Annotated in this window: 22 protein-coding genes; 7 read left to right on the top strand and 15 right to left on the bottom strand. The window is 53.4% G+C overall.

What is annotated here, in order from left to right; genetic code table 11:
* Positions 1 to 11: 11 nt before the first annotated feature.
* Both RTN40_RS18130 and RTN40_RS18125 read right to left on the bottom strand, forming a co-directional pair.
* Positions 12 to 1,019, bottom strand: a complete 1,008-nt coding sequence (locus RTN40_RS18130; protein ID WP_312214251.1) for an ABC transporter permease subunit — start codon at positions 1,017 to 1,019, stop codon at positions 12 to 14.
* Positions 1,012 to 2,523: a sugar ABC transporter ATP-binding protein gene (locus RTN40_RS18125; RefSeq protein WP_312229688.1), complete on the bottom strand. Its 1,512-nt coding sequence runs from the start codon at positions 2,521 to 2,523 to the stop codon at positions 1,012 to 1,014. The genes RTN40_RS18130 and RTN40_RS18125 overlap by 8 nt, the downstream gene beginning before the upstream one ends.
* Before the next feature lie 114 nt (positions 2,524 to 2,637).
* On the opposite strand from RTN40_RS18125, the gene RTN40_RS18120 reads away from it, so the two are divergent.
* On the top strand, positions 2,638 to 4,920 hold the full coding sequence (locus tag RTN40_RS18120) for an ATP-binding protein (RefSeq protein ID WP_312229687.1): 2,283 nt from the start codon (positions 2,638 to 2,640) through the stop codon (positions 4,918 to 4,920).
* Here the strand turns inward: RTN40_RS18120 and RTN40_RS18115 are convergent, their stop codons facing one another.
* Entirely contained in the window at positions 4,921 to 5,289 is a 369-nt protein-coding gene (locus RTN40_RS18115; RefSeq protein WP_312229686.1) for a phosphonate C-P lyase system protein PhnH, read from the bottom strand.
* Positions 5,290 to 5,407: 118 nt separating this feature from the next.
* The gene (locus RTN40_RS18110) at positions 5,408 to 5,743 is read right to left on the bottom strand and encodes a zinc ribbon domain-containing protein YjdM (protein ID WP_312229741.1); all 336 of its coding nucleotides are present in this window, start codon (positions 5,741 to 5,743) and stop codon (positions 5,408 to 5,410) included.
* Positions 5,744 to 6,349: 606 nt separating this feature from the next.
* Here RTN40_RS18110 and crfC point away from each other — a divergent pair.
* Both crfC and RTN40_RS18100 read left to right on the top strand, forming a co-directional pair.
* Positions 6,350 to 8,695 (top strand): clamp-binding protein CrfC, encoded by a 2,346-nt coding sequence (crfC, locus tag RTN40_RS18105; RefSeq protein ID WP_312229685.1) that lies wholly within the window; start codon positions 6,350 to 6,352, stop codon positions 8,693 to 8,695.
* Positions 8,696 to 8,697: 2 nt separating this feature from the next.
* Complete coding sequence (locus RTN40_RS18100; protein WP_312229684.1) at positions 8,698 to 9,582, top strand: diguanylate cyclase regulator RdcB family protein; 885 nt, start codon at positions 8,698 to 8,700, stop codon at positions 9,580 to 9,582.
* Positions 9,583 to 9,626: 44 nt separating this feature from the next.
* Here RTN40_RS18100 and kdgT read toward each other — a convergent pair whose 3' ends face one another.
* On the bottom strand, positions 9,627 to 10,628 hold the full coding sequence (gene kdgT / locus RTN40_RS18095; protein WP_312229683.1) for a 2-keto-3-deoxygluconate transporter: 1,002 nt from the start codon (positions 10,626 to 10,628) through the stop codon (positions 9,627 to 9,629).
* 675 nt (positions 10,629 to 11,303) lie between these two features.
* Between kdgT and proP the strand changes: the two genes are divergently transcribed.
* On the top strand, positions 11,304 to 12,806 hold the full coding sequence (proP, locus tag RTN40_RS18090; protein ID WP_312229682.1) for a glycine betaine/L-proline transporter ProP: 1,503 nt from the start codon (positions 11,304 to 11,306) through the stop codon (positions 12,804 to 12,806).
* A 53-nt stretch (positions 12,807 to 12,859) separates the two neighbouring features.
* Here proP and RTN40_RS18085 read toward each other — a convergent pair whose 3' ends face one another.
* The 8 genes from RTN40_RS18085 to RTN40_RS18050 form a co-directional block, all read right to left on the bottom strand.
* Positions 12,860 to 13,816, bottom strand: a complete 957-nt coding sequence (locus RTN40_RS18085) for a nickel/cobalt transporter (protein WP_312229681.1) — start codon at positions 13,814 to 13,816, stop codon at positions 12,860 to 12,862.
* A gap of 63 nt (positions 13,817 to 13,879) precedes the next feature.
* Positions 13,880 to 15,556, bottom strand: a complete 1,677-nt coding sequence (locus RTN40_RS18080; RefSeq protein ID WP_312229680.1) for a hypothetical protein — start codon at positions 15,554 to 15,556, stop codon at positions 13,880 to 13,882.
* Complete coding sequence (locus RTN40_RS18075; protein WP_312229679.1) at positions 15,553 to 16,293, bottom strand: hypothetical protein; 741 nt, start codon at positions 16,291 to 16,293, stop codon at positions 15,553 to 15,555. Before RTN40_RS18075 ends, RTN40_RS18080 begins: the two co-directional genes overlap by 4 nt.
* 95 nt (positions 16,294 to 16,388) lie before the next feature.
* The gene (locus tag RTN40_RS18070) at positions 16,389 to 16,736 is read right to left on the bottom strand and encodes a hypothetical protein (protein ID WP_312229678.1); all 348 of its coding nucleotides are present in this window, start codon (positions 16,734 to 16,736) and stop codon (positions 16,389 to 16,391) included.
* Positions 16,737 to 17,096: 360 nt separating this feature from the next.
* The gene (locus RTN40_RS18065) at positions 17,097 to 17,579 is read right to left on the bottom strand and encodes a cold shock domain-containing protein (protein WP_312229677.1); all 483 of its coding nucleotides are present in this window, start codon (positions 17,577 to 17,579) and stop codon (positions 17,097 to 17,099) included.
* Between the two features lie 89 nt (positions 17,580 to 17,668).
* A complete protein-coding gene (locus RTN40_RS18060) occupies positions 17,669 to 17,914 on the bottom strand; it encodes a DUF2543 family protein (RefSeq protein ID WP_312229676.1) in 246 nt (81 codons plus the stop codon).
* A 103-nt stretch (positions 17,915 to 18,017) separates the two neighbouring features.
* Complete coding sequence (locus RTN40_RS18055; protein WP_312229675.1) at positions 18,018 to 19,043, bottom strand: LLM class flavin-dependent oxidoreductase; 1,026 nt, start codon at positions 19,041 to 19,043, stop codon at positions 18,018 to 18,020.
* Between the two features lie 149 nt (positions 19,044 to 19,192).
* Positions 19,193 to 20,083 (bottom strand): oxidoreductase, encoded by an 891-nt coding sequence (locus tag RTN40_RS18050; RefSeq protein ID WP_312229674.1) that lies wholly within the window; start codon positions 20,081 to 20,083, stop codon positions 19,193 to 19,195.
* A 238-nt stretch (positions 20,084 to 20,321) separates the two neighbouring features.
* On the opposite strand from RTN40_RS18050, the gene RTN40_RS18045 reads away from it, so the two are divergent.
* The 3 genes from RTN40_RS18045 to catA all read left to right on the top strand — a co-directional run bounded on the left by RTN40_RS18045 (position 20,322) and on the right by catA (position 22,742).
* Positions 20,322 to 21,002, top strand: coding sequence for a type 1 glutamine amidotransferase domain-containing protein (locus RTN40_RS18045; protein ID WP_312229673.1), 681 nt, complete (start codon positions 20,322 to 20,324; stop codon positions 21,000 to 21,002).
* A 191-nt stretch (positions 21,003 to 21,193) separates the two neighbouring features.
* Positions 21,194 to 21,799, top strand: coding sequence for a TetR/AcrR family transcriptional regulator (locus tag RTN40_RS18040; protein ID WP_312229672.1), 606 nt, complete (start codon positions 21,194 to 21,196; stop codon positions 21,797 to 21,799).
* A 265-nt stretch (positions 21,800 to 22,064) separates the two neighbouring features.
* The gene (gene catA, locus RTN40_RS18035) at positions 22,065 to 22,742 is read left to right on the top strand and encodes a type A chloramphenicol O-acetyltransferase (protein WP_312229671.1); all 678 of its coding nucleotides are present in this window, start codon (positions 22,065 to 22,067) and stop codon (positions 22,740 to 22,742) included.
* A gap of 60 nt (positions 22,743 to 22,802) precedes the next feature.
* Here the strand turns inward: catA and RTN40_RS18030 are convergent, their stop codons facing one another.
* Complete coding sequence (locus tag RTN40_RS18030) at positions 22,803 to 24,731, bottom strand: bifunctional diguanylate cyclase/phosphodiesterase (RefSeq protein WP_312229670.1); 1,929 nt, start codon at positions 24,729 to 24,731, stop codon at positions 22,803 to 22,805.
* Positions 24,732 to 24,748: 17 nt separating this feature from the next.
* Positions 24,749 to 25,243 carry a molybdopterin-dependent oxidoreductase gene (locus tag RTN40_RS18025; RefSeq protein WP_312229669.1) on the bottom strand — a complete coding sequence of 165 codons (495 nt, stop codon included), beginning with the start codon at positions 25,241 to 25,243 and terminating at the stop codon, positions 24,749 to 24,751.
* Between the last annotated feature and the right edge of the window lie 489 nt (positions 25,244 to 25,732).

The following is a 25,732-nucleotide window of genomic DNA, read 5'->3' as shown; positions in this document are numbered from 1 at the left end:
GGGTATTGTTGTTATGCACTTTGATGGTGACGGGTACGGTATTTATCGATTAGCACCGCAATGATGATCACCGCCCCTTTGATCACCAGCTGCCAGAAGTAGGAGACGCCCATCAGCGTCATGCCGTTGTTGAGGGTGGCGATGATCAGCGCTCCCACCAGCGTACCGGTGATGGTGCCGATGCCGCCGACAAAGCTGGTGCCGCCGAGGATCACCGCCGCGATGGCGTCCAGCTCGTAGCCGGTACCGAGGTTGCCGTTGGCGCTGTAGAGGCGTGAGGCGCTCATGACCCCGCCGAGGCCAGAAAGCAGGCCGCTCATACCGTAGACGAAGAGCAGCACCAGCCACACTTTAATCCCGGTCAGACGTGCCGCCTGCATGTTGCCACCGACAGCGTAGATATGGACCCCGAGGGTGGTGCGGCGCAGGATAAACCAGCAGATAGCGATCACCGCCAGGGCGATGACCACCAGCCACGGGATCGGCCCGAGATAGTTATTGCCGATCCACTCGAAGCTAATACTGGAGTTGATTACCGTGGTGCCGTCCGCCAGCAGGTAGGCCGCACCGCGCAGGGCGGTATAGGTTCCGAGGGTGACAATAAACGGCGGCAGTCCGGCAAAGGCCACCAACGCACCGTTAAACAGCCCCAGCACCAGGCCGAGCATCAGCGCCGCCGGGATCGACAGCATCGACAGCTCTGGGATCAGCGAGACCACCATTGCCGCCACGGCGGTAGTGCCCAGGATTGAGCCAACTGACAGGTCAATGCCGCCGGTTAAGATGATGAAGGTCATGCCCGCCGCCAGCACGATATTAATCGACGCCTGGCGGGTGATATTGAGCAGATTGCTTTCGGTAAAGAAGTTCGGCGCGATAAAGCCAAAGACGGCGACAATAAGGATCAGGATCGGCAGGATCCCGACCGTTTGCATCAGATCGCCCATCAGCATCTTCTTCGCTGACGCGGATTTTGCCACCTGCTGCGGGGTGGGTGCTAAGGTCTCTTTTTTAGCCATGGTGTACCGCCTCATCTACGCCGGTTGCCAGCGTCATTATATTTTCCTGGGTAATGTCATCGCCCTGCAGTTCGCCGGCAATAGTCCCTTCATGCATCACGTAGACGCGGTCGCTCATGCCAACCACCTCCGGCAGCTCGCTGGAGATCATCAGGATCGCCACGCCCTTGTGCGCCATCTGGTTCATGATGCGGTAGATCTCACTTTTTGCCCCGACGTCTACGCCACGGGTCGGCTCGTCGAGGATCAGAATGCGCGGGTTGATGGCAACCCAGCGGGAGATGAGTAGCTTCTGTTGATTACCGCCAGAGAGGCCTCCCGCCCGCACCTGAGCATGAGGAACGCGGATCTGCAACAGCTGAATAGCGTCGTCAGAGATGGCTTGCGCCTTTTTGCGATCCAGCATGCCGTAGTTCGCATCGCGCTCCAGCGTCGCCATGGTGATATTTTCGGCGGCGGCCAGCTCAAGAAACAGTCCCTGCTCTTTACGGTTCTCGGTGAGAAAGCCAATGCCTAAATCGATAGCGGTACGCGGGGAGTGGATCACCACCGGCTCGCCATCAATCTCAATGACCCCGCCGGTGGCGCGGCGCACGCCAAAAATCAGCTGCGCCAGCTCCGAGCGGCCAGCGCCTACCAGTCCCGCGAGGCCGACGATCTCCCCGGCGCGGACGTGCAGAGTGACAGGGCGAATTTTGCCACCATCGGTGAGGTTCTGTACGTTGAGGCGGGTCTCGCCGGGGGTAATATCGCGCTCTTTGTTAAACAGGTCGCTGAGCGGGCGGCCCACCATCATGCGTACCAGCTCGGCAGCGTTCAGCTTGTCGCGCATCAGGCTGCCGACGTACTGCCCGTCACGCAGAACGCTGACGCGATCGGATAGCTCATACACCTCTGCCATGCGATGGCTGATATAGATAATCGCCATGCCCTCGTCGCGCAGGCGCAGGATCAGCTCAAACAGGCGGTGGGTCTCGCGGGAGGAGAGGGCGGCGGTGGGTTCATCCATCACCAGCACGCGGCTCTTACGGTGCAGCGCCCTGGCGATCTCCACCTGCTGCTGCTCAGCGATGGTCAGCTTCATTACCAGATCGCTGGCCTTAAACTGCGCCCCGAGGCGGTTAATGACGCTCTGCGCCTGGGTGACCATCTCTTTACGCTTTACCAGCCCGCCGCTGGATAGCTCGCTGCCGAGGAAAATGTTTTCGGCAACGGTGAGGTTCGGGGCGAGTTGCATCTCCTGATAGATGAGGGTAATGCCGGCAGAGAGGGCATCTTTCGGGCCTTTGATGCTGTAGGGCTGACCGTCGATCAGGATCTCCCCGCTGGTGGCGGTGTAGGCTCCGGCAAGGATTTTCATCAGCGTGCTTTTACCCGCGCCGTTCTCTCCCATCAGAGCGTGGATCTCACCGGGCCAGACCGTCAGATCCACACCCTTAAGCGCGTAGAATTTGCCAAAGGCTTTGGCAATGCTGCGCATTTCCAGTACCGGTGTCCTGCTCATGGCGGATCTCCTGCGGGGTGGGCGATATCAGCACTCCATCACAGGAACGTAAACGCAAAATGTCAGAAGCCGTTCATATTTGTCATATTGTGATTTTTCTTCCCGGAGCGTGATATGCCGCAGCAAGGAAGTCACTTTTTCGCCAGCGCGCGCGGGCGATTGCTCATCTTTAACCTGCTGGTGATGGTGGTGACGCTGATGGTCAGCGGCGCGGCGGTGCTGGGGTTTCGCCATGCCAGCCAGATCCAGGAGCAGGTGCAGCAGCAGACGCTGGACGATATGACCGGCAGCATGAACCTGGCGCGGGACACGGCGAACGTGGCGACGGCGGCGGTCAGGCTGTCGCAGGTGGTAGGCGCGCTGGAGTATCAGGGCGAGGCCGAGCGGCTGAAGGCGACCCAGGCGGCCCTGCAGCGCTCGCTGGAGCAGCTGGCCCACGCGCCGCTGGCGCACAGCGAGCAGCAGCTGGTGGCGCGCATTATTCAGCGCAGCAATGAATTACAGCACAGCGCAACGCAGATGCTGGAGCGAGGCCACCGCCGCCATCTGCAGCGTAACTCGCTGCTCAGCTCGCTCTACCAAAACCAGAGCTACCTGCGCCAGATCCAGCGAATCAACCTGCGCGACGGCGGCAGCGTGCCGGATGCCCGACTGCTGGAGGAGATGGACCGCCTGCTTAGCGCAGCGATCCAGACCCCTTCGCCGCGTCCAACGGTGGCGGCGCTGGAGACGATTGTGATGCAGTTGCCGGGGCGCGCAAACCAGCCCGTTATTAACACTATTTTGGGCGACTTCACCGCCGAGCTGCGCAAGCTGGGACCGCTCTCGTTGCAACTTGAAGAGAGCGATCTGGCCATCAGCTGGTATATGTACCATATCAAGGCGCTGGTAGCCTTTTTGAATACCGATATTAACCAGTACGTAGAGCGCGTCGTAGACGTCTCCCAGCAGCGTATCGACCAGAGCCACCGCGAGCTGAAATCTATCATCCTGTTTATTATCGCTTTCGCGCTGCTGGCGCTGGTGATCACCGGTTTTGCAGGCTGGTACATCTACCGCAACCTGGGATCAAACCTGACGGCTATCTCCCGGGCGATGACCCGGCTGGCAAGGGGGGAGCAGGATGTCTCCGTCCCCGCGTTACAGCGGCGGGACGAGCTGGGGGAGCTGGCGCGGGCGTTTAACGTCTTTGCCCGTAATACCGCCTCGCTGGAGCACACCTCCCGGCTGCTGCGGGAGAAGACGACCCAGATGGAGATCGACCGTACCGAACGGCAGGGGCTGGAGGAGGCGCTGCTGCATAGCCAGAAGATGAAAGCCGTCGGGCAGCTGACGGGCGGGCTGGCACACGACTTTAATAACCTGCTGGCGGTGATCATCGGCAGCCTGGAGCTGGTCAGCCCCGGCTCGCCGGATGCGGCCCGTATCAGCCGGGCCTTGCAGGCTGCCGAGCGTGGGGCGCTGCTTACCCAGCGCCTGCTGGCCTTTTCGCGCAAGCAGTCCCTGCACCCGCAGGCGGTGGCGATGCAGCCCCTGCTGGAAAATCTGAGCGAGCTGCTGCGTCACTCCCTGCCTACCACCCTGACGCTGGAGATTGAGGCGCAAAGCCCGGCGTGGGCGGCGTGGATCGACGTCGGTCAGCTGGAAAATGCCCTGATCAATTTGGTAATGAACGCCCGTGACGCGATGGAGGGTCGGAGCGGCGTTATCCGCATCCGCACCTGGAACCAACGGGTAACGCGCAGCGACGGCCGTCGTCAGGATATGGTTGCTCTGGAAGTGGCCGATCGCGGCTGCGGCATGTCGCAGGAGGTCAAAGCCCGGGTATTTGAGCCGTTCTTTACCACCAAGCAGACCGGCAGCGGCAGCGGCCTGGGCCTGTCGATGGTCTACGGATTTATCCGTCAGTCGGGCGGGCGGGTAGAGATTGAGAGCGCGCCGGGGCAGGGGACGACGGTGCGGCTGCATCTGCCGCGCGCATCCGGGCAGGCTGCCAACTTAAGCCAGCCCGAAGCCATGCCCGACGGCGACAGTACCGACCGGCTGATTCTGGTGCTGGAGGACGAGGCCGACGTACGGCAGACGCTATGCGAGCAGCTGCACCAGCTTGGTTACCTGACGCTGGAGGCGGAAAACAGCGAGCAGGCGCTGGCGCTGCTGGCCGCCGCGCCGGATATCGGCTTTTTGCTGAGCGATCTCATGTTGCCGGGCAGGTTGAGTGGCGCAGAGGTCGTGCAGTTTGCCCGTCAGCACTATCCCGGGCTGGCGCTGCTGCTGATCAGCGGCCAGGATCTGCGCCCGGCAGACAACCCGGCCCTGCCGGACGTTGAGCTGCTGCGTAAACCCTTCACTCGCGTCCAGCTGGCCCAGGCGCTGCGCAAGGCCCAGACGCGCTAGTCAGCGCACTTCGATATGGGTTGTACGTGGAATGGCCATCAGGCGTTCGCCGCAGGTCAGGAGCAGGTCCACATCCGGCGAGAAGGGGGGCAAACGTTCGCTAAGCTCGTGTACGATGCTCTCCGGCAGCTGGGGGGCAACCATGCGCTCATCGGCAATGCCGCTGCCGGTCAGGCGCAGCATGCGTCCGCCGCTCAGGCTGGCAACCTGTAAGATCAGCGGGGCGCGGCTGGACTCGGTTAACGTAAGCAGTACGCTGGCGAGATCGAGTGGCTGGCACTCATCGTTAAGCGGGCTGAAGGTGACAATTACCCCCGGCTCACTCATGGCTTTAGATAGACGGCGAAAATGGTGTTGAGCACCCTGCATGGACGACCTCCGGTTAGAATCGTCCTATCCTGGCCGCCGAGTGTGACATTTAGGTTAAGTTACCGTGACCGGATAATGAAGATAGTGCCAGCGGTGCCTGAAAATGGGTCGCCCAGAGTTAATTCTTTTTAACAAATTCTGATTTAAGCTTCATTGGACCGAAGCCGTCGATTTTGCAATCAATATTATGGTCGCCCTCAACGAGGCGAATATTTTTAACTTTTGTGCCGATCTTCAGCATTGAGGAGCTGCCTTTGACCTTGAGATCCTTAATTACCGTGACGCTGTCGCCATCCGCCAGCAGATTGCCGTTAGCATCTTTGACGATTAATTGATCGCTCTCGGCTGCGGATTCGCTTTCATTCCATTCATATGCGCACTCCGGGCAGATGAACAGGCCATTATCTTCATAGGTATACTCGGAGTGACATTTTGGGCAATGGGGAAGTGACATGGTGCGATCCTCGTAGGGGCTGGCAACGCGGACGCGTGGCCCGCTAAAGCTCGGCAACAGGCCGAGAAAACGGCGATTATACACTAATACCTTACAGTTGTCGGTGCTATTATTTTTTGCAAAAACAGGCAAAAATGCGTGGGCTTGACACAACCTGTCACAGCGATGAGCGATGCTGGCATTGTGACGCAGAAGGTATAGGTTTATGTATGATATTTAGAATATTTTTCGGGGGAAATTGCCACTTTTCGCTAATTCATATATGGTGAGATGAAGCATCGAGCGTTATTCGCAACGGCATCTGACACCTGCAAACTCTTCTGTCGAAGGTGGTCTATTACCCTCAAATTAGGTGGGTAAAAATATGAAGATATATCCTGGCTGCACATAAAAATGCGCTACGCTCTCTAATCGCTCTGGTTTCTTGGTCCGGAACGAAAGATCTGTCGTTGAGTTGAGACAAAAATATTTATTTTCCTGAGCGTCATCAGGCGATTATCTTTTTTAGATATTTTCCACACGTAATTATAAAAGCCGAAACTTTACTAAATAAATAGCACGGCTAAATAAAAGTAAGAAAATTTGCGTTAAGGAAAGACTTTCATCATGCACACACAGACAATTTTCGAATTAAGCCAGGAAGCCGAGAGGCTGTTACAGCTTTCACTGCATAATCTCCAGTCATTGCAGGCCATGCCCATGGCGACGCTGGACAGTACATTGTCTGCCGGAGATAGCGATACCGCCAACGTGCTGCCGTTGCATTTTAGCGCCCGTGGCGCAGAGGCCCAGTATGCCACCCTGGATAACGAGCTGCGGAAAATTACCCGTCTCGAAATGGTGTTGGCAATTGTTGGCACAATGAAGGCGGGAAAATCGACAACGATTAATGCCATTGTCGGTACCGAAGTGCTGCCCAACCGTAACCGGCCAATGACAGCCCTGCCGACCCTTATCCGCCATACGCCGGGACAAAAAGAGCCGGTGCTGCACTTTTCCCACGTCGGGCCGATCGATGCCCTGACGCAGCAGCTCCAGACGCGGCTGTTTAACGTTGACCGCGATCGGCTGGCGCAGAAGCTGGAGATCGACAAGGATATGACGACGCTGCTGGAGCGCATCCAGCAAGGCGACGCCTTCGATAAGCACTACCTGGGTGCCCAACCCATTTTTCACTGCCTGAAGAGCCTCAACGACCTGGTGCGCCTGTCAAAAGCGCTGGAGGTCGATTTTCCCTTCTCCGCTTATACCGCGATTGAGCATATTCCAGTAATTGAAGTTGAGTTTGTGCACCTCGCCGGGCTGGAGAATAGCATGGGCCAGCTCACGCTGCTGGACACCCCTGGGCCAAACGAGGCCGGGCAGCCGCACCTGCAGCAGATGCTGAACGAGCAGCTGGCGCGGGCCTCGGCGGTGCTGGCGGTGCTCGACTATACCCAGCTCAAATCTATCTCAGATGAAGAGGTGCGCCATGCTATCGCGGCGGTGGGCAAATCGGTACCGCTCTACGCGCTGGTGAATAAGTTCGATCAAAAGGATCGCAACAGCGATGATGAAGAGCAGGTCCGGGCGCTGATCGCTGGGACGCTGATGAAGGGCAATATCAACCCAGGGCAGATCTTTCCGGTCTCTTCCATGTGGGGTTATCTGGCGAACCGCGCCCGTCATGAGCTAAACCTGCGCGGCAAGCTACCGGATCCCAATGAGCAACCATGGGTGCAGGACTTTGCCGAAGAGGCACTGGGCCGGCGCTGGCGGCTGGCGGATCTCGATGACATCGCCCATATTCATCATGCGGCGGAGCTGCTGTGGGAAGATTCGCTGTTTGAGCAGCCGATCCGCAAGCTGCTCCACGCCGCCCATGCCAACGCCTCGCTCTATGCTCTGCGTTCGGCATCCCACAAGCTTTTAAATTATTCCCACAGCGCCAGTGAGTATCTGGCGTTCCGCTATCAGAGCCTGACCGTGGCGTTTGAGAAGCTTGAGCACAACATTGCCCGCCTCGAAGAGGATATGACCCTGCTGAAACGCTGCCAGGAGCGGGTCAGCGATGAGGTCAACCATGAAGTTGACGAGTCGCTGGCCGCGGCGGACGTTTTTATCAACGGCCAGCAGGCAGATATCGTTAGCGCCATCGACAGCTATTTTAAAGATGGCAAGCTGGCGGAGATGGCCGACCTAAGCTTTGCCAGCCTGCAGCAGGATGAAGAGTTTGGACCAGGCAAACTGGTACTGGAGGATGAGGGCCAGGCGCAGATCGTACTGAGTAAGATCCGCTCCGCCTGTGAAGTGATACTGCTGGCGGCGCAGGAGAAGATTGGCCGCGAGCTGGCGCTGCGCTTCGATCAGCTTGAAAATACCCTGACTCGCTCTCTGCATGATGCCATGCGTCCCATCGAGACGCGCATTAAAGAGGAGCTAAGCCATACCGGGTTTCGGGCGCGTATCAGCCTGCCTGCGTTTCAGGCCAGTACCCTCAACTTTAATACCCGTCAGCTCTTTGTTGACGCCATCGCCTCGGAAGATCTGCCGGTGGGCCAGTCGCGCGTCGGCAGCGTGCGGGATTCTATGTCCCGCTGGCTCAATAATCCCGGCTGGGGATGGAATGACTACGTCGTGACCCGCACGCGTTACGTTATTGATGTGTCACTGTTGCATAAGAATTTAATCGCCCACGTTGCGCATTTCTGTGCACAAATTCGTAAAGCTTTAGCGGCACAGGTCGATGTTTCAGTTACGGCAGGGATGGCCACCTTCTTTGCCGAATTTTCGCTAAGTCTTTCCGGACTTCAGGAGAGTCTGCGTGACAGTCTGGCTATCCGTCAGCAGAACGAGTCATCGGTAATGGCGCTTCGTCAGCACCTGAAGCAGGGTATGACGACGGCAAAATGGATCCATGAGGATGCCCGTCTGTTACGCGATGATATCCAAACCCTATTCGCGGCAGAGTAACCATGAAAAATCGACTACTGGACGGACCCGGGAGCACGCTGGAGTGTATCCATCCGAAGTTTATCGTCGATCTGGTGCTGGGCATTGACGCTCCCCGCCAGGCGCAGATCGTCCCGCAGCAGCAGCTGTTTCGCGATCGCCTGACCCAGGAGATCATGAACCAGACGCAGCTGCGTCCTTGGGCGATGGCCGGCGTCTTCAATGAGAGTGACGCCCTGCGTCTCGGGCTGGCCGAGAAGCTGGCAAGCATGTTTGATCCGGGCCAGCTTGCACTCTCGCGTATTACCCAGCGGCTGGCGGCGTTACAGCAGAGTATTGAACGCCGTCCCACCGTGTCCGCTGCGTTGCCTGAACAGATTGCTGAGCTGTACAAGCACTTCAGCCAGCGCGCCGCCTGGAAAGAGAAAGCCTTAACCCAGCGTGGCCTGATGGTACAGGCTGGCCTCCACAGCGAGCAGATCTTTACCCGCTGGCGTGCCGGCAAGTACAACGGCTGGTCCATGGCAGGGCGCTGCTATATCGCTCTTGAGGAGCTGCGCTGGGGCGCTTTCGGTGACGCCTGTCGCCTGACCAGTCCGGAGGCCTCTTCGCTGCTAAAGGATAATCTGCGGGTTATGGCCGCCGATTTTCTGGCGCAGGGGATCAACGCCTCGCCCGCCACGCGCCATTTCTATCATCAGTGGTTAACGACCCCCACCACGCCGGGCCTGATGGACTATAAAGATATGCTGGGCTGGCTGGGCGATTGGTGCGATGCGGATCGCCACCCGGTATGTTGGACCATTACCCAGAGCTGGCAAAATGTGGCGCTGGGTATGCCGAGGCTCTGTTCGGCAACACGGCTGGCGACGGCAATGGTGGATGAGATCTTTGGGGAAGGCGTGTAACCCCTTCCGGCTGGCAGAAGGGGCTGTAGTCAAAAAGAGGCGTCTTAGTGGTGTAACGAGTCGGCTTCTACCGGCTTCTCGCTATTTACCACACTTTGCGGCTCGCCAAACCGTCTTGCATAGAGTGCCGTAATAATCGGGACCAGAATCGCCGTCACAATCACGCTTGCTGCTACCAGTGCTGTCGCCGACGCCGCCACCGGTTCGAATGCCGGGTTGATCTGAGCGATGATAACCGGGTTGGCTACCGCTGCACCTGCCGCTGAAGAGGCCGCAACCCCCGCCGTACCGTTACCGCCACCAATAAACTTGTCAGCGAGAATCAGCGGGATGCCGGTGATAATAATCACCGCTATGCCGAGGAAAATACCCAGCAGGCCGGTGTCCATAATCACTTTCAGGTTGATAGTGTTACCCAGCGCGAAGCCAAAGAACGGGATCAGTACCGGCGTCGCCTTGCTGAAGAACGCCCGCAAATCGTGGTCAAGGTTGCCCAGCGCAAAGCCGATCAGGAACGGCAGTACCGCACCAATAAAGTGGTGTGGCTCGAAGGAGGCCAGGCCAGCGGAGCCGAGGATCACCATGGTCATCAGCGGGCCGGACTCCAGCGACATCAGAACAAACGCCCCGGACTCCTCTTTGGTGCCGTACTGGTTCATCAGGCTGGCGTAGAGGCCGCCGTTAGTCATATCCATCGCTGAGACAATGGCCAGCACAGAAATCCCGGCAAAGAAGCCTGTCTGGATGCCCTGTTCCGGAATAAAGCTGGCGGCAATCATCGCCACAACCCATGCGACGGCAATTTTGGTCAGTACCAGGGTACCGGATTTACGCAATACCGTACCGGTGGCGCGGAGATCAATGGATGCCCCGATGCAGAAAAACCAGACGGCCAGAATCGGTACCGTCCCGGAAATCATACCTTTGGTAAATGAACCGAAATAGGCACCGGTATCGGGCGCTAAGGTATTTAAGATCGCGCCGAGCAGCAGCGGGACCAGCATCATCCCACCCGGGATGCGTTCAATTGTGGCCTTGATTTTCATTATGAACCCTCACTTCTCATCACGCTGCACGAGCGAGAAAATAATATTTTTAATTTCAATTCGTTAAGGCATCCTGGCGTTGAGGCCTTCGATCTAAACATGCAAGTCGAACCAGGAGGAACGTGGCTGGCGTAACCGTCCGCATTAGCCCTGGTTCATCAGAACTGCGGCTATGATGCGATCTTTGGAATATTGATTCAATGAAAATAAAACAGCGTTTTAGTTATCTTCGTCACATATTTTGCGTAAAGATTTTTCAAGCACGATTGAGGGAAAATGTGTGTAAATACCTTGTAAAAATTACACTTTTAAAATGGCTAGCGATCAAATAATTAGCCGAGTTATTGATGAAAACCGTATGCGCAGCCTTATTTTATATTTATTGCCGCTGTTTTCCTGTTAACTCCGCTCCGCTTTCTAAACGCGGCGGAAATAGATTAACCGCACACTTTGTGTGAAGTTGATCACATTTTTAAACCCTGTTAATGTTAATAGCTCGTTAACTGCCCAATCAGGCGTAAACAGGTTTGGTTGTACAGGGTTTAACCAGTCTGAATAACTAAACCTGCTACTCTTGAAGAGGGATGCCACGGCATCCTGAACGTTTAGCATCACCATAGAGGCGTATGCCTTCCTGGCCAGGCGATTAAGGGCGCAAGTCAAAAGAGGATAAAGATGCTTAAAAGGAAAAAAGTTAAGCCTATTACGCTGCGTGACGTCACCATTATTGATGACGGCAAGTTACGTAAGGCTATTACCGCCGCATCGCTCGGTAATGCGATGGAGTGGTTTGATTTTGGTGTGTATGGCTTTGTGGCTTACGCGCTTGGTAAGGTTTTCTTCCCGGACGCTAACCCCAGCGTACAGATGATCGCTGCTCTGGGTACGTTCTCCGTTCCCTTCCTGATTCGACCGCTCGGCGGGCTGTTCTTCGGTATGCTGGGCGATAAGTATGGCCGCCAGAAGATACTTGCTATCACGATTGTGATTATGTCGATCAGTACCTTCTGTATCGGGTTAATTCCTTCCTATGCCAGCATCGGCATCTGGGCACCTATCCTACTGTTGATCTGTAAGATGGCTCAGGGCTTCTCGGTGGGCGGCGAGTATACCGGCGCATCGATATTCGTTGCCGAATACTCCCCGGACCGTAAGCGCGGCTTTATGGGCAGCTGGCTCGACTTCGGCTCCATCGCCGGTTTCGTCCTCGGTGCAGGCGTTGTGGTTCTGCTCTCTACCGTCGTCGGCGAGGAGAACTTCCTCGACTGGGGCTGGCGTATTCCGTTCTTCCTGGCGCTGCCGCTGGGGCTGATTGGTCTATATCTGCGTCACGCTCTGGAAGAGACACCTGCGTTCCAGCAACATGTGGATAAGCTGGAGCAGGGCGATCGCGAAGGGCTTCAGGATGGACCTAAGGTATCGTTTAAAGAGATTGCGACCAAGCACTGGCGCAGCCTGCTGGCCTGTATCGGTCTGGTGATCTCCACCAACGTGACCTACTACATGCTGCTGACCTACATGCCGAGCTATCTGTCGCATAACCTGCACTACTCGGAAGATCATGGCGTGCTGATTATCATCGCCATCATGATCGGGATGCTGTTTGTCCAGCCGGTTATGGGGCTGTTAAGCGACCGCTTCGGCCGCCGTCCGTTCGTCATTCTCGGTAGTACCGCGCTGTTCTTCCTGGCCATCCCGGCCTTCATTATGATTAACAGCGACATCATCGGCCTGATTTTTGCCGGTCTGCTGATGCTGGCGGTGATCCTGAACTGCTTTACCGGGGTAATGGCGTCCACGCTGCCGGCGATGTTCCCGACGCACCTGCGCTTTAGCGCGCTGGCCAGCGCCTTCAACATCTCGATTCTGATTGCGGGTCTGACGCCAACCCTGGCGGCCTGGCTGGTGGAGAGCACAGAGAACCTGATGATGCCAGCCTACTACCTGATGGTGGTAGCAGTAATTGGTCTGATCACCGGTATCACGATGAAGGAGACGGCCAACCGCCCGCTGCGTGGCGCGACCCCTGCGGCATCGGATATGCAGGAAGCGCGTGAGATCCTGCAGGAGCATCACGACAACATTGAGCAGAAAATTGAGGATATCGATCAGGAGATTGCGGAGCTACAGAAGAAGCGTTCGCGGCTGGTCGATCAGCATCCGAAGATCAACGAGTAATTTTCAGCACTTAGTAAAAAGCGGGCCGAGGCCCGCTTTTTTATTGCCCATAATTAGCAGCCCGCTGCGATGTAATCCCCATTGGCGCTCACCGGAATGACGGTTAAAAACAGCACGGTGGCAAACAGCATTAACACCACGCCGCCAACAACTTTTAAGCCAGGAACCACCCACGCCAGCCGCTGTGTCTCGCCGCCAAACAGCGCCGCCGTGCGTCCGCGGGCATAGCGCACTGCCAGCGAGAGGCCCATAATCGACAGCGCCGTACCCAGTGACATCGTCATGACGGCGGCAATCCCCCAGCTTACAATCCCCAGCGCGTTAGAGAAGAGCAGGATCATAATGGCTCCGCTGCACGGGCGCGCGCCGATCGCCAGAATCACCCCCAGCCGCGTCTTCCAGTCCCCCTGCATCGCCATGCCTACACCGTGATGACCGCAGCCGCAGTCCGGCGCGTGCTGATGCCCGAGGGGCGTCAGGGAGACAATGCGCATCCTGTGCGGCCTGAGGCTCTTTAGCGCCCGATAGATGACGTATGCGCCGAAGCCGCCAATCATCAGGGCGCTGATCTTCTCAACGTACCAGCGGCTTTCGCTCAGATCGCCCGCCGCCAGGTTAAAGCCGACCGCCAGAATAAAGACGAACAGGATGGCGCTGACGCCCTGCATCAGGCTGCCAAGAAAGGGCACCACTCGGGTGGCCAGCTGGCTCTCCTGGTTGGTGCTGAGATAGGTGGCAACAATAAACTTACCGTGGCCTGGCCCCACTGCATGCAGCACGCCGTAGAGAAAGGCCCCGGTGAGCAGCCAGAGGCCGCCGCTGTACTGGTGGTTATTGAGCTGCAACAGGTACATCACCAGATAGCGGTGCAGGGTGATCTGCGCGCTCAGGCACCACTGAATAAATGCGCTCCAGTGGTTATGGAGGGTGAAGAGGGCAAAGAGCGCGATGAGCAGGAGCATCACCGCGCCGGGAGTACGCCAGTGTCGGGTAAGCAGTTGCGTAGTCATAGGCCGCCAGTGGGGTGGAGAGTTGCCGAAGTATAGTGCATGATGCGGTATTTCCGGCAGGAGTTACTTTTCAGGCGTGCTATAGCCGAAATCGAATCCGCCCAGCACGGTTTCCCGCAGATATTGATTCATTGGATAGCTGTAGCTCTGCCCTATGCTGACGGCATGCACGATACGTAATAACGACTCGCCGCGCAGAAAGAGCGGTTCATCGGTAATCGTGATTTCAGCCCCTTGCAGCGCATCTTTTAAATTCTGATAGGCCGGTGAGACGGTGATGGTGTTATTCATGCAGCTGAACATCACCAGCAGGCCTGAAATCAGCGCCACCGGGAAAATCAGCGGATGACGGTTAAGCAGACGTACGGGACGCGAAGATCTTCTGCTTAACAGGGTGGCCGTCAGGGGAACAAGGATAAGGTAGAGCAGCTTCGCCAGGTGAGTAAGCGCGCCAACCAGCGAGAAGATCAGCGCAACAGGCGGCACAATCACCGCGCGTGCGGCATCTTCTCCCTGCTTTTCATTCTCCCCACCAATACTGTAACTGCGTAACGACGCTTGTAGCTTGGGTAGCTGCTGTTTCACCGCTTCATTCAGGTGAGCTGTCTGAAGTTCAAGGGCAAATTGCTTTAGCCCATCGTTTAATGGGTACTCTTCACGCACAAGCGTCCCTGTCGGCAGCAACAATTTTTCGCGGAGGGATTTTTGTACCACTTCCTGGCGGAAAAAGACGCCCCAGTCGAGTCGTTTGGGGATCGTCACACCCTCGAAGACTACGGTTCGCTGGGCGAGATAACGTTGTCTGACCGTTTTTGCCACCGCCGCATCAAAACCCGCACGATCGGACGGGGACCAGTTATTGGCTACGGGTACGCCCTGCCCGCGAACGTTATTCCGGACGCTGGCATAGTAACGTCGAGGTACATTCCAGCTTCTTAGCCCCTTAGCGCGCAGGGAGCGTTCATAGCGTTGCCAGGCTCTCTCCTGCTCACGTTGGGTCGCCTGGCTGAGATCCATCTCATCGTTATAGTAGGCGACGTACTGTTTGTGGACCGCTTCCCGCGCCTGGAGCCAGGCTTTGTAAAAGCCCAGCACGCCGCCCTCTCTGGCGCTGATGCTGTCGCGCAAGTTCTGTTCCGCGCCGCTTTTTAACAGCGCATGGTAGCGATCAACGGAGCTGAGCAGGATCGGCAGCATGGCCAGAAAGGCCTTTCCTGACGGACTGGTCCAGGTCTGAACCTGGCCACCGTGACTATCGAGCGGAATGCCCGCCAGCGTCTGGTGTCCATCAATCAGCGATTGCTGGTAGAGCTGCGCCAGAAGCGACATCTGGCGAAACTCACCTGTGCTGTTAGCGACCTGGCGCTCAATAAACCACTCCACAGCATGCCATGTTACTGCGCCGGTGAGCAGACAGAGGGAAAGCACCACGCCTACGCTTGCCTTAGGTGATAAAGAGCGGTTTTTCTTCTTCATCCTGGCAATGCCCACAAGAGCAAACTGTAACACCAGAAGCGCCGCTGCGATGGCGGTTAATGTTCTGCCATACCGCTCCATGTTGTGGACTTCGTCAGCCGTTGAAATGCTGCCTACCAGATCCAGCAGACGAGAGTTAAACGCCAGTTCACAAATGAGATAGGTCAGGGTAATGCCCAGCACCATCCAGTTTTGCCAGGCGGGAAGAGGGGAGCGCTTGATCCTCTCTTGCGTCCCTCTCTCCCCCAGAGTCTGCTCTGTCATGACTTAAGCTCCAGGCTCGTCTGGCGGGTTTTTGTTGGCTGATAGATTTCAGTGGGCAGAGAATTATCCAGCGCTGGCTGCGCGACCTTTGGTGGCAGCGGTTCCGCCGCTTTTACCTGGGTACGTTTGGCCGGTTTAGCTGATGATTGAGATTTGGCCTTGCGGGACGCTCGGGTTTTATTAGCGCTGTTATTCTGAACGATTTTTTCTTGTTGCACTGGTAACCGGCGATGGTAAACCTCGCCATGCTGCCAGTTGAATTGTTCAATACGGTTGTCGATCTTAAAGTTCAGCTGAAGCTTATCCGCGCTGGCCGTCACGTCCGGCCCAATATCGCATATGCCGGTAAATGCCCACTCCTGGGAGCGCGTATTCTGGAGGTCCACCAGACGATACTGTGCCGGGCAGGCGGGAGTAGCCACTTTCAGCAGCAGCAAAGTATGCCCTTCGATATGGTATTGATTGATGATCCGTACCCAGCTAACGCCTTCAAGCGGACGCTCAATCATCAGATTGCTCCACTTCAGGCTATAGCGGCCATTCAGCTCCCTAAGCGCACCTGTCGATCCATCCGCCAGCGTAAACTGACCTACTTCGTTCCCCAGTACGCTTGCCAGATCGGGGTTAAAAAGCATCTTACCGTTTTTATCGTAACGGACAGAGCAACCGTTTAACGCCAGGGCTAACGACAGAACCACTAGCGTTCGCAGGATGAAGTTGTGAGGGAACACGCTCATCGCTTAATTCCAAATATGTTCGTGGGTTTTACCAATGCAAAAAAGTTATCAATGGTGACATTGATAACTTTTTAAAAAGGATGCTCGTAATGGCGTTATGCTTTTGGCAATTTGCCTTCGCCAAGACGTGTCATACCTTTAATAATTTTGATTAACGACCAGATAAACCAGACGATACCAATAATCATCCCGATGACAAATACCCACGTCAGCGCGGCAACAATCATGACGACAAAGCTGATCCAGAACAGCTTGATCAGGTAATTAAAGTGCTCTTTTTCAAAAGGATTAGCGCTGGAGCGATTAACATAGGCCATGATCACGCCAACGAGCGCCGCTAGCCCGCCGGTGAAGTAGCTGACGATAAACAGAATATAAATAATTCTGATGGTTGTAACTTTTGAATTTTCGGCGACCGCTGGGTTTTGCAGCTGTTCAGACATAGAATATACTCATGATTTTAGTTAAGGTGTAAAAATTGCTGTGCATTACTGTCTTGCAATAGCTGGATATCGCTACTGTTTATTCAGACTGGAAATAAAAGAAAAATTTGTCACAAATGAGAATTTGCAGGGAATTTAACATTTTTACATCATTCGTCAATATCCATTTTTTATAGTTTTCTATAGAGTATGTGCTTTTAATAAGCCTCGCAGGAAATGCAACTACCATATATGGTGATAAAAGCGGGGCAGGAAAATAGCGCGAAATTATACTGCTTGTCATATTAATGAAATGCGCTATTACCGAAATGCTGCTTATCTGTGGCGCAGCATTTCGGCACAGCGTTAGTCCGGGTAATTTCAGACCTTAAGCATTTTCACCGTTGCATCGATGTCTATCTCATCTTCCGAGAAGATCAGCGTGGTTCCCTGAAAGGTGGTTATCGCCAGCTTTTTCAGCGAGCGCATTTCACCCGGCTTCACGTCTGATTTCGGCCTGATGCTGTTCATCAGGATACCCACCGACAGCACCGGGTTTTCTTTATCGATGCGGGTGTCAGCGGGCACCTCTTCTTTGTAAACCACGTAAGACTTAATCGAAGTGAGCTTAAGACGCTCGCCCGCGATGTAGATGTATTTACTTTCCGGGGCGACCTTTACAGCATAGGCTGACAAGCCCTTGTTATTAGTGGTGGGTTCAAACGTCACCGCCGCATCTTTCTTGATCAGTTCAGGGTTGGCGACCTTAATCACATGAAAATAACGGTTATCGCCGTTCTCATCTTTGATAAATCCGAAGCCTTTATCTTTAAACCACGTTGTGATCGTTCCGTTCATCGCCATTACCGCCTGATTAATCGTTTATCTACTCAATTTTTGCAGCGCGCAGTGTAAAGCACAACGCCTGCGCAGACTACGTCTTTGAACAGATGCTACTCATTGCCCCATCGATTCAGGAACTCCGCGATCTCATCGATACGCTCTGGATCAATGCTGGCTTCAAGAGCCATCTCGCGCTGCGCCTCTTCGCTGATCTCTTCGTTATTCATTAAGCGGGTAATCAACAGCTCAAAATAGCGCGCCAGGGCGTCACGCTCGGACTCGCCTACGGGCCTGTTGGCTTCCGTCGCATACTCATCGGCAATGTCATAATATTTCAGGGGTGTTTCATTACTCATAAGGCGTCTCCAGAGCTTAAGCCTGCATCAGTTGCTCTATAAACTATAACGCCTCGCATGCCGTAAAGCACGCGAGGCGTTTTGCACTGCGAACTGATGGGATTTAATCGCGCCAGCCCATCGCCGGAGCCACATGCTTCAGGATGGACTCGATAACATGGGCGTTGTAGTCCACGCCTAGCTGGTTCGGCACGGTCAGTAACAGGGTATCCGCTTCGGCGATCGCTTCGTCCTGCTTCAGCTGCTCGATCAGCCTGTCAGGCTCTGCGGCATAGCTGCGTCCAAAGATTGCCCGCGTTTTCTCATCAAGGAAGCCGATGCTATCGCTTTCGTTACGGCTTGAACCAAAATACATCCGGTCGCGCTGGTCCATCAGGGCAAAGATGCTGCGGCTAACCGAGACGCGTGGCGTCCGGGTATGTCCCGCTTCGGCCCAGGCTTCGCGATAGGCGCGGATCTGTTTTGCCTGCTGGATATGGAACGGCTCGCCTGTCTCATCATCTTTCAGCGTCGAGCTTTGCAGGTTCATGCCCAACCTGGCAGCCCACACCGCAGTGGCATTCGAGCCGGCCCCCCACCAGATACGATCCCGCAAACCTTCAGAGTGCGGTTCAAGGCGCAGCAGGCCCGGCGGATTTGGGAACATCGGCTGTGGATTAGGTTTCGCAAAGCCTTCGCCACGCAGCACGTCCAGCAGTACCTCGGTATGGCGGCGCGCCATATCCGACTCGTTTTCTCCTTCGGACGGGGCGTAACCAAAGTAGCGCCAGCCATCAATCACCTGCTCCGGAGAGCCGCGGCTGATACCCAGCTGCAAACGGCCGCCTGAGATCAGATCCGCTGCACCGGCATCTTCCGCCATATACATCGGGTTCTCATAGCGCATGTCGATCACGCCGGTACCAATTTCGATACTCTTCGTTTTCGCGCCTACGGCGGCCAGCAGAGGGAAGGGTGAAGCAAGCTGGCGGGCAAAGTGGTGGACCCTGAAATAGGCGCCATCCGCGCCCAGCTCTTCAGCAGCAACGGCCAGATCGATAGATTGCAGCAGCGCATCAGCGGCCGAACGGGTTCCAGACTGCGGCGACGGCGTCCAGTGACCAAATGACAAAAATCCGATCTTTTTCATGACGTTTATCCTGACTTCAGAGGAATAGGCGGCAGGCCGAAGCCTGCTTTCGATACGCCTACTCTACGCGTTACAGAGTGAGAATAAATGCCATTTGTTTAACGGAATTGGTCAAATAAATTGATGAAACAGAAGGGAGTTTACCGACGTTAACCCGGTCCCTCGCTTCCTGCTGCCAGCAGTGGAACCAGCACATCGCTGACGGGAGTAGGAATACCGTGTGACTGGCCATAACGCTGTATTACGCCATTGCGTATATCCCACTCCATAGGACGGTTAGCCTGGCGGTCGGCGAGAATCGACGTGCCCAGATCCGCAGGAGCACGATGAAAACCGTCAACGATCTCCTGCGGCACGCTGTCATCGAGTGCCGCACCTTCTGCACGTGCGACGGTTAGTCCCTCTTTCAGATAGGCCAGCGCCAGAGCTGTGATATCCGGACGTGAGAACATCCCGGCACGACGATTGGCGAGTACCATCAGGCCTGCGACCGCGTTTTGCAGCAGCTTACGCCAGGCGAGAGAGATAAAATCAGAGGACAGCTCAACTGTACAGCGTGTGCCGCCGAGCGCATCCACCACCGCTTTTGCCTGTGGCACATCGGGCAGGGTGAGTCGCGGCGTGGCACGTAACCAGACAGAGGCGTCCGGCTCTCGCTGAGCGGGAAACCACACTATCGACGGCAGCACCTCGGCACTTTTAACCAAAGGGGCTAGCTGAGTTCTCTGTTCAACGCCGTTTTGCAGGGCGCACACGATGGTGTTTTCATCACACAGCGTTGCCAGCCAGTCTGCACAGTCAGCGACCTGCGTCACTTTCACTGCGACAAAGACGATGTCGAATGGATGAGATATTGCCGCCGGATCGCTCAGTACCGGGCCGGGCACCACAATTTCACCTTCCTCATGGCGCAGCGTTAACTGCGGGTGGACGGTGCGCCCGCAAAGCAGAGGCGTGCGGCCAACTTCATGCAGCACGGCAGCGATAGTCGTACCGATTGCACCTGGGCCGATAAGCGCAATCCTTGGAAGATCAGGCATCTCATGTTCTCCTGACGTAGTTAACCAAAAAACGATTTTTATATTAATGCAAAAATTCTATAGACGACCGGTCGAATAGTTGTTAGCTTAGGTTCAGGGGCCAGTTTTCCCTGTAAACATAACGACATCACAAGCAAGGGTAAATGCATCTATCCTTTATCGACAGGTCTGATATGACGTCATTTTTATATACGACCGGTCTAATATAAATAGTTAATCGATCAAGCGGAGAATGAAAATGAAAGTATTAATGGTACTGACCTCTCACGACACCCTGGGCAGCACAGGTCGTAAAACCGGTTTCTGGCTGGAAGAGCTGGCCGCGCCTTACTACGCCTTCAAAGACGCCGGCGCGGAAATCGTGCTGGCCTCGCCGAAAGGCGGTAATCCGCCGCTGGATCCGAAAAGCAATGAGCCGGATTTCCAAACTGAATTTACGCACCGCTTTGAAGCTGATACTGACGCCATGGCTCAGCTGGCGAATACTGTCCGTCTGGACAGCGTATCGCAGGCGGATTTCGACACCGTATTCTATCCGGGCGGGCACGGTCCGCTGTGGGATCTGGCGGAAGATAAGCACTCCATTGCGCTGCTCGAGTCCTTCTTCGCTGCTGGCAAAAATGTAGCGTTTGTCTGCCACGCTCCGGGTGTATTACGCCACGTTAAAACGCCGGAAGGCAGACCGCTGGTCGAGGGACGTAAGGTCACCGGCTTCACGAACACGGAGGAGGAGGCGGTAGGCCTGACCCACGTGGTGCCGTTCCTGGTAGAGGACGAACTGATTGCGAAAGGAGGGATCTACTCCAAAGGCGCAGACTGGGACTCCTATGTGGTGACTGACGGGCTGTTGATCACCGGTCAGAACCCGACCTCATCGGCGGCAACCGCTGAGCAACTGTTGAAACAGCTGGCTGTATAGCATATGCCCGGATGTCTGAGGTGGAGTGGCTGGCTGACACCTCAGCTTCCGGGGCGGGATATGAACCAACCGGATTGATAAAGCAGGGGAGGATAAAACTCGAAGGATGGTTGCGACTCTTAGCTTAGATCAGAAAAATAAACTCGCTACGCTTTATAGACGACTGGTCTAACTGTTGATAGATTGATGGTATGAAAACTGCAACGCAACAACATACCCAGCAGGTCCGCGAACATATTCTTGCAACCGGACAACGTATTATGGCCGGCAAGGGCTTTTCAGCTGTCGGTTTAAAAGAAATTTTGGACGAGTCAGATGTTCCAAAGGGTTCCTTTTATTATTATTTCTCGTCAAAAGAAGATTTCGGCGTAGCCATGCTGGAGCATTACTTTAACGATTACCTGGCCGAGCTTGACGAGACGCTTGCTGAGCCAGGCCTTAGTCACGCTCAAAGGTTGATCAATTACTGGCAGAAATGGCGCGAGACGCAGTCTTTTTATGACTGTCAGGGCAAATGCCTCGCCGTGAAGCTGGGCGCGGAAGTGGCCGATTTATCGGATAAAATGCGTTTGGCGCTGGTGCACGGTACGGCGGGTATTATTTCCCGGCTGGCGGACGCGCTGGAAGCGGGCGCAGCGGAAGGATCGTTAACGCTTGAAGATGAACCTGAAAAGGTGGCCGAAAGCCTGTACCAGCTTTGGGTTGGCGCAAGCGTCATGGTGAAAATTGTACGTACCGCTACGCCATTTGATGCAGCGCTAAAAATGACACGCCAGATTTTACATGTCTCCCTCTAAGAGGGAGGGTAATCTCTTGTTATGTAGCCAGTACATTCCAAATTTATTGCAGTGCTGGAGACGCGTGTCTAAAAGGGTAAGGATTAAAACAATCTACATTTAGTATCTGATATACTAAATGTTTTAGATTTCCTTCCCTCTTGCATAAGGATGCGCTACTCTTAAAAATGCGCGCTCTACCAGAACGGGTTGAGCCATATATGTTTTTTAACACACAAAACTTAGACTAACATCTGATAGATAATTTATAATCACTGGTTAAAAAATGAAAAAAACAACCCCGGAATATACACCTGTTGACTTGTCTCGTTGGGCAAGGAAAGAGCATTTTGAAGTGTTTCAGTCGTTTGCTCAATGTACTTTTAACCAAACCGTCCTTCTGGATATTACCGAGCTGCTTAAGCATATAAAGCAAGTTGGCTGGAAATTTTATCCTACTATTATTTTCCTTCTTTCTAAAGTCGTAAACAGTCATGCGGAGTTCCGCATGGCTATAAAGAATAATGAGCTTGTTGTATGGAATGAAATTCATCCAAGCTACACGATTTTCCATAATGAGACGGAGACGTTTTCATCATTATGGAGTCACTACGATGGCAATATTCATCACTTCCAAAAAATTTATTCTGAAGACACCGCGCAGTATGGTGATAACCTCTCTTATTGGCCCAAGGCGGAATCTCGGGAAAATGTATTTTTCATATCGGCTATCCCTTGGGTAAGCTTTACCAGCTTTAATACCAATGTTGCTCATATGCAAAACTTTTTTTCTCCTATGTTCACTCTTGGAAAATACTATAAACAAGATGAAAAAATCTTGTTGCCTCTCGCCGTTCTGGTACATCATTCCGTGTGCGATGGTTTCCATGTGGCAAGATTGATCAATGAGTTACAAGAGATGTGTGATGATATATCGCACCTTTCAGAGGCACACAATCTATGATACAGCAGAAGTTTTTAAGGCCTCCTTTTATATAGAGTAGGTAGAAAGCACATTTTCCCTTTAACCGTTTTTGATTTTCTCATCTACATAAGGCTGAGGTTTGCCAAACAAATAGCCTTGTGAGAAATCACAGCCCAGCGCCTGAAGGCTTTCCAGCTGCTCCTTAGTTTCAACACCTTCCGCAACGGCCTTCATATTGAGGGATTTCGCCATGCCGGTGATGAGCCTGATGATATTAAGGGCGTCTTCATGTGTTGATATCGAATGCACAAAGGATTTGTCTATTTTGATTTTATCAAAAGCAAGCCTGCTGAGCCGCGAAAGAGAAGAATAACCGGTACCAAAATCATCGATGGAGATTTTCACACCCAGCTCTCGCAGCATGTTAAGCGTATCCATTGGCGTATTGCTCTCTGTAAAGAGAGAGGATTCAGTCACTTCCAGTTCAAGACGCTCAGCGGGGAGTCCCGTTTCGTTCAGAATAGACTGCACTATCCCGGCAAAGGCTTCGCTGCTAAGTTGGACAGGAGAGACATTCACTGAAATTTTAGCTGGGATCGCCCAGGATGCGGCTTCCCGGCAGGCTATTTCAAGCACCGATTTCCCCATCTCGTTGATCATTCCTGTTTTCTCCGCCACAGGAATAAAACTGTCTGGCGACAGAAGACCCTTCAGAGGATGTATCCAACGAATAAGGGCTTCATAGCTGTAAATTTCCCGGCTGAATGAATCGACGATAGGCTGATAGTAAACCACGAACTCTTTGTTCACTAACGCTTGTGCCATATCATGCTCAAGAGTTCGGCTTTCTTGCAGTTTTTCTAACATCCATTGTCGGAAGACTTTTATCTTACCCGTGCCTTCATTTTTAGCTTCATAAAGAGCCAGATCGGCAAATTTGTAAAGATAGTCGGAGCGACGTTCAGTGTCTGAGATAACAATGCCGACACTGGTGGTTATATTGATAATCGTATTATGAAGAGTGTAGGGCTGGCTAATAGCATCGATTATATTTTGGGCTAATGAAACGGCACAGCTCTCCGTCAGGCCACTCGAGATAAATGCAAATTCATCACCGCCTAAACGTGAAAGCGTATCGGAAATCAGGCCCATCGAAATTAGACGGTGTGATATCTGGCGTAATAACATATCGCCGACATCATGACCATATGTATCATTGACCTCCTTGAATCTATCTAAATCAAACAACATCACAACCACAGAATTATTGTTTTTTACTGCGATCTCGATGGTTTCATTCAAATGCCCCCAGAAAAAATGGCGGTTATTCATCTGCGTCAGTGAGTCATGGACGATGTCATACTCCAGCTTTGCATTCTGAGCTTGCAATTTTTCTTTAGAATCTTGCAGTGCATCAGCAAGATTCTGTACCTGAAGATGTGTCTTCAGAATATTTCTGTTTTGATAAAATACCAACACGCCAAGTATCGCACTCATTATGATCAGCAATAAAGATGTTGCTGAGTAAATATAGTACAGAGTTTTAATTTTGAGATTGGCATCATTAATCAAATTGATATCTTTATCTAAAGCGCCGGACGACAGACGCCCCAGTTGGGCATTAAGCGTCTGCATTTTTTTTAGATATTCATGGAGTTCTGAGCGGTTCATTTTCTCAAGATGAATATCCAGATACTCAAGCGTCTTCTCAAGCTGTAACGCCAGAGTATGATTGGCTTTATTACTCTCTATGTAATTCCTTAGATCGCCTTCTTTCATTAAATCACTCTGGCTGAGCATAAGATCGAGACGCATGCGCACATCATCCAGCGACACCGTCTCATCAATAGTGTAAAGGCCAAGCAACGATTCAAGCCGGTAATATTCTGATACTATCTGTGCAGCAGACCACGCAGCAGCATAGTGAGTCAGTTTCTGCAGCTCTTGTTGCCTTTCATGCACAAGAAAAGAGATATATCCGGTAGATAAAAAAAGGAAACAAATGATGCCAGCCAGAATTCTGTTCATGTTGGTCTTCAGATCCCTTACTCAATATTCATTTTACTGACCTGCCAGGCCGATCTTGAATAATAAATCTGATTATTCAGCTCGGGCTTGCTGTCATAAGGGTAAACAACAAACAACGGGCCTTTATCACGGATGCGCATATATTCTCCGTTGACTTTTAACGCAAGGATAACATTGTGCTTCTTAAAATCACTGAGAGGAATTTCGGTGGTGTAGTCATTGAGCGCAGTGACCTTAACAACAGAACCTTTCGCTCCGACATAGTCCATGAGCTTTTGTAGTGGGACACCGGTAAAGGTAGTGCGGCCATCATACCAGGGAGAAGTAGTCTGAAAGCTGACCATACCCAGTTTCTCAAGGCTGGCGAGATCAAAAACGGCTTTTCCACCTTCATTTGTATTTTCGATATTACCAGACAGCGTTAAAAGGACTTTACCGGCAGGTCTGGAAAGTTCACCCGCCCAGACCGGTGTGAAGAGCACAAAGCTTAACAGCATAACAACTAACCGCATCCTGACCTCGTATATCAACCAGATGTTAAAGAATTATAATTTAGTTACTGTGTTATTTATATATGCTTCAGGTCTATTATTGATGTTATAATTTTACCAATATTTTAATCCATCAAAATCAAGTAGTTAATAGGTTTTCTTTTCGTATCGATCACATATGGTCGATGCCATTATATGATATACAGAAAACAGCTTTGCATCTGCGCAACAGCCTCAAACTGTATACTCAACACGAATATTCACACAGCAATATTAAGGTTTATTTTTAAGGATTGGTAACTGTTCAAGAGAAAGGCTGGGGCAGAATAGCAGAAGCAGGGTTATGACATCAGCGGTCATCATGACCAAAAATCTACCGGAACCCCAGAAAGCAAAAAACCCGCCATAGGCGGGTTCTTCTAAATAGTGGTGCCCGGACTCGGAATCGAACCAAGGACACGGGGATTTTCAATCCCATTGCCGGAAAGTTAAATTTTTTGCCTTTGTGTT

The organism is Pseudescherichia sp. (assembly GCF_031987975.1).
Lineage (GTDB): Bacteria > Pseudomonadota > Gammaproteobacteria > Enterobacterales > Enterobacteriaceae > Pseudescherichia.
Note: the sequence above shows the minus strand (reverse complement) of the source record. Positions and strands in the feature narration are given on the sequence as shown.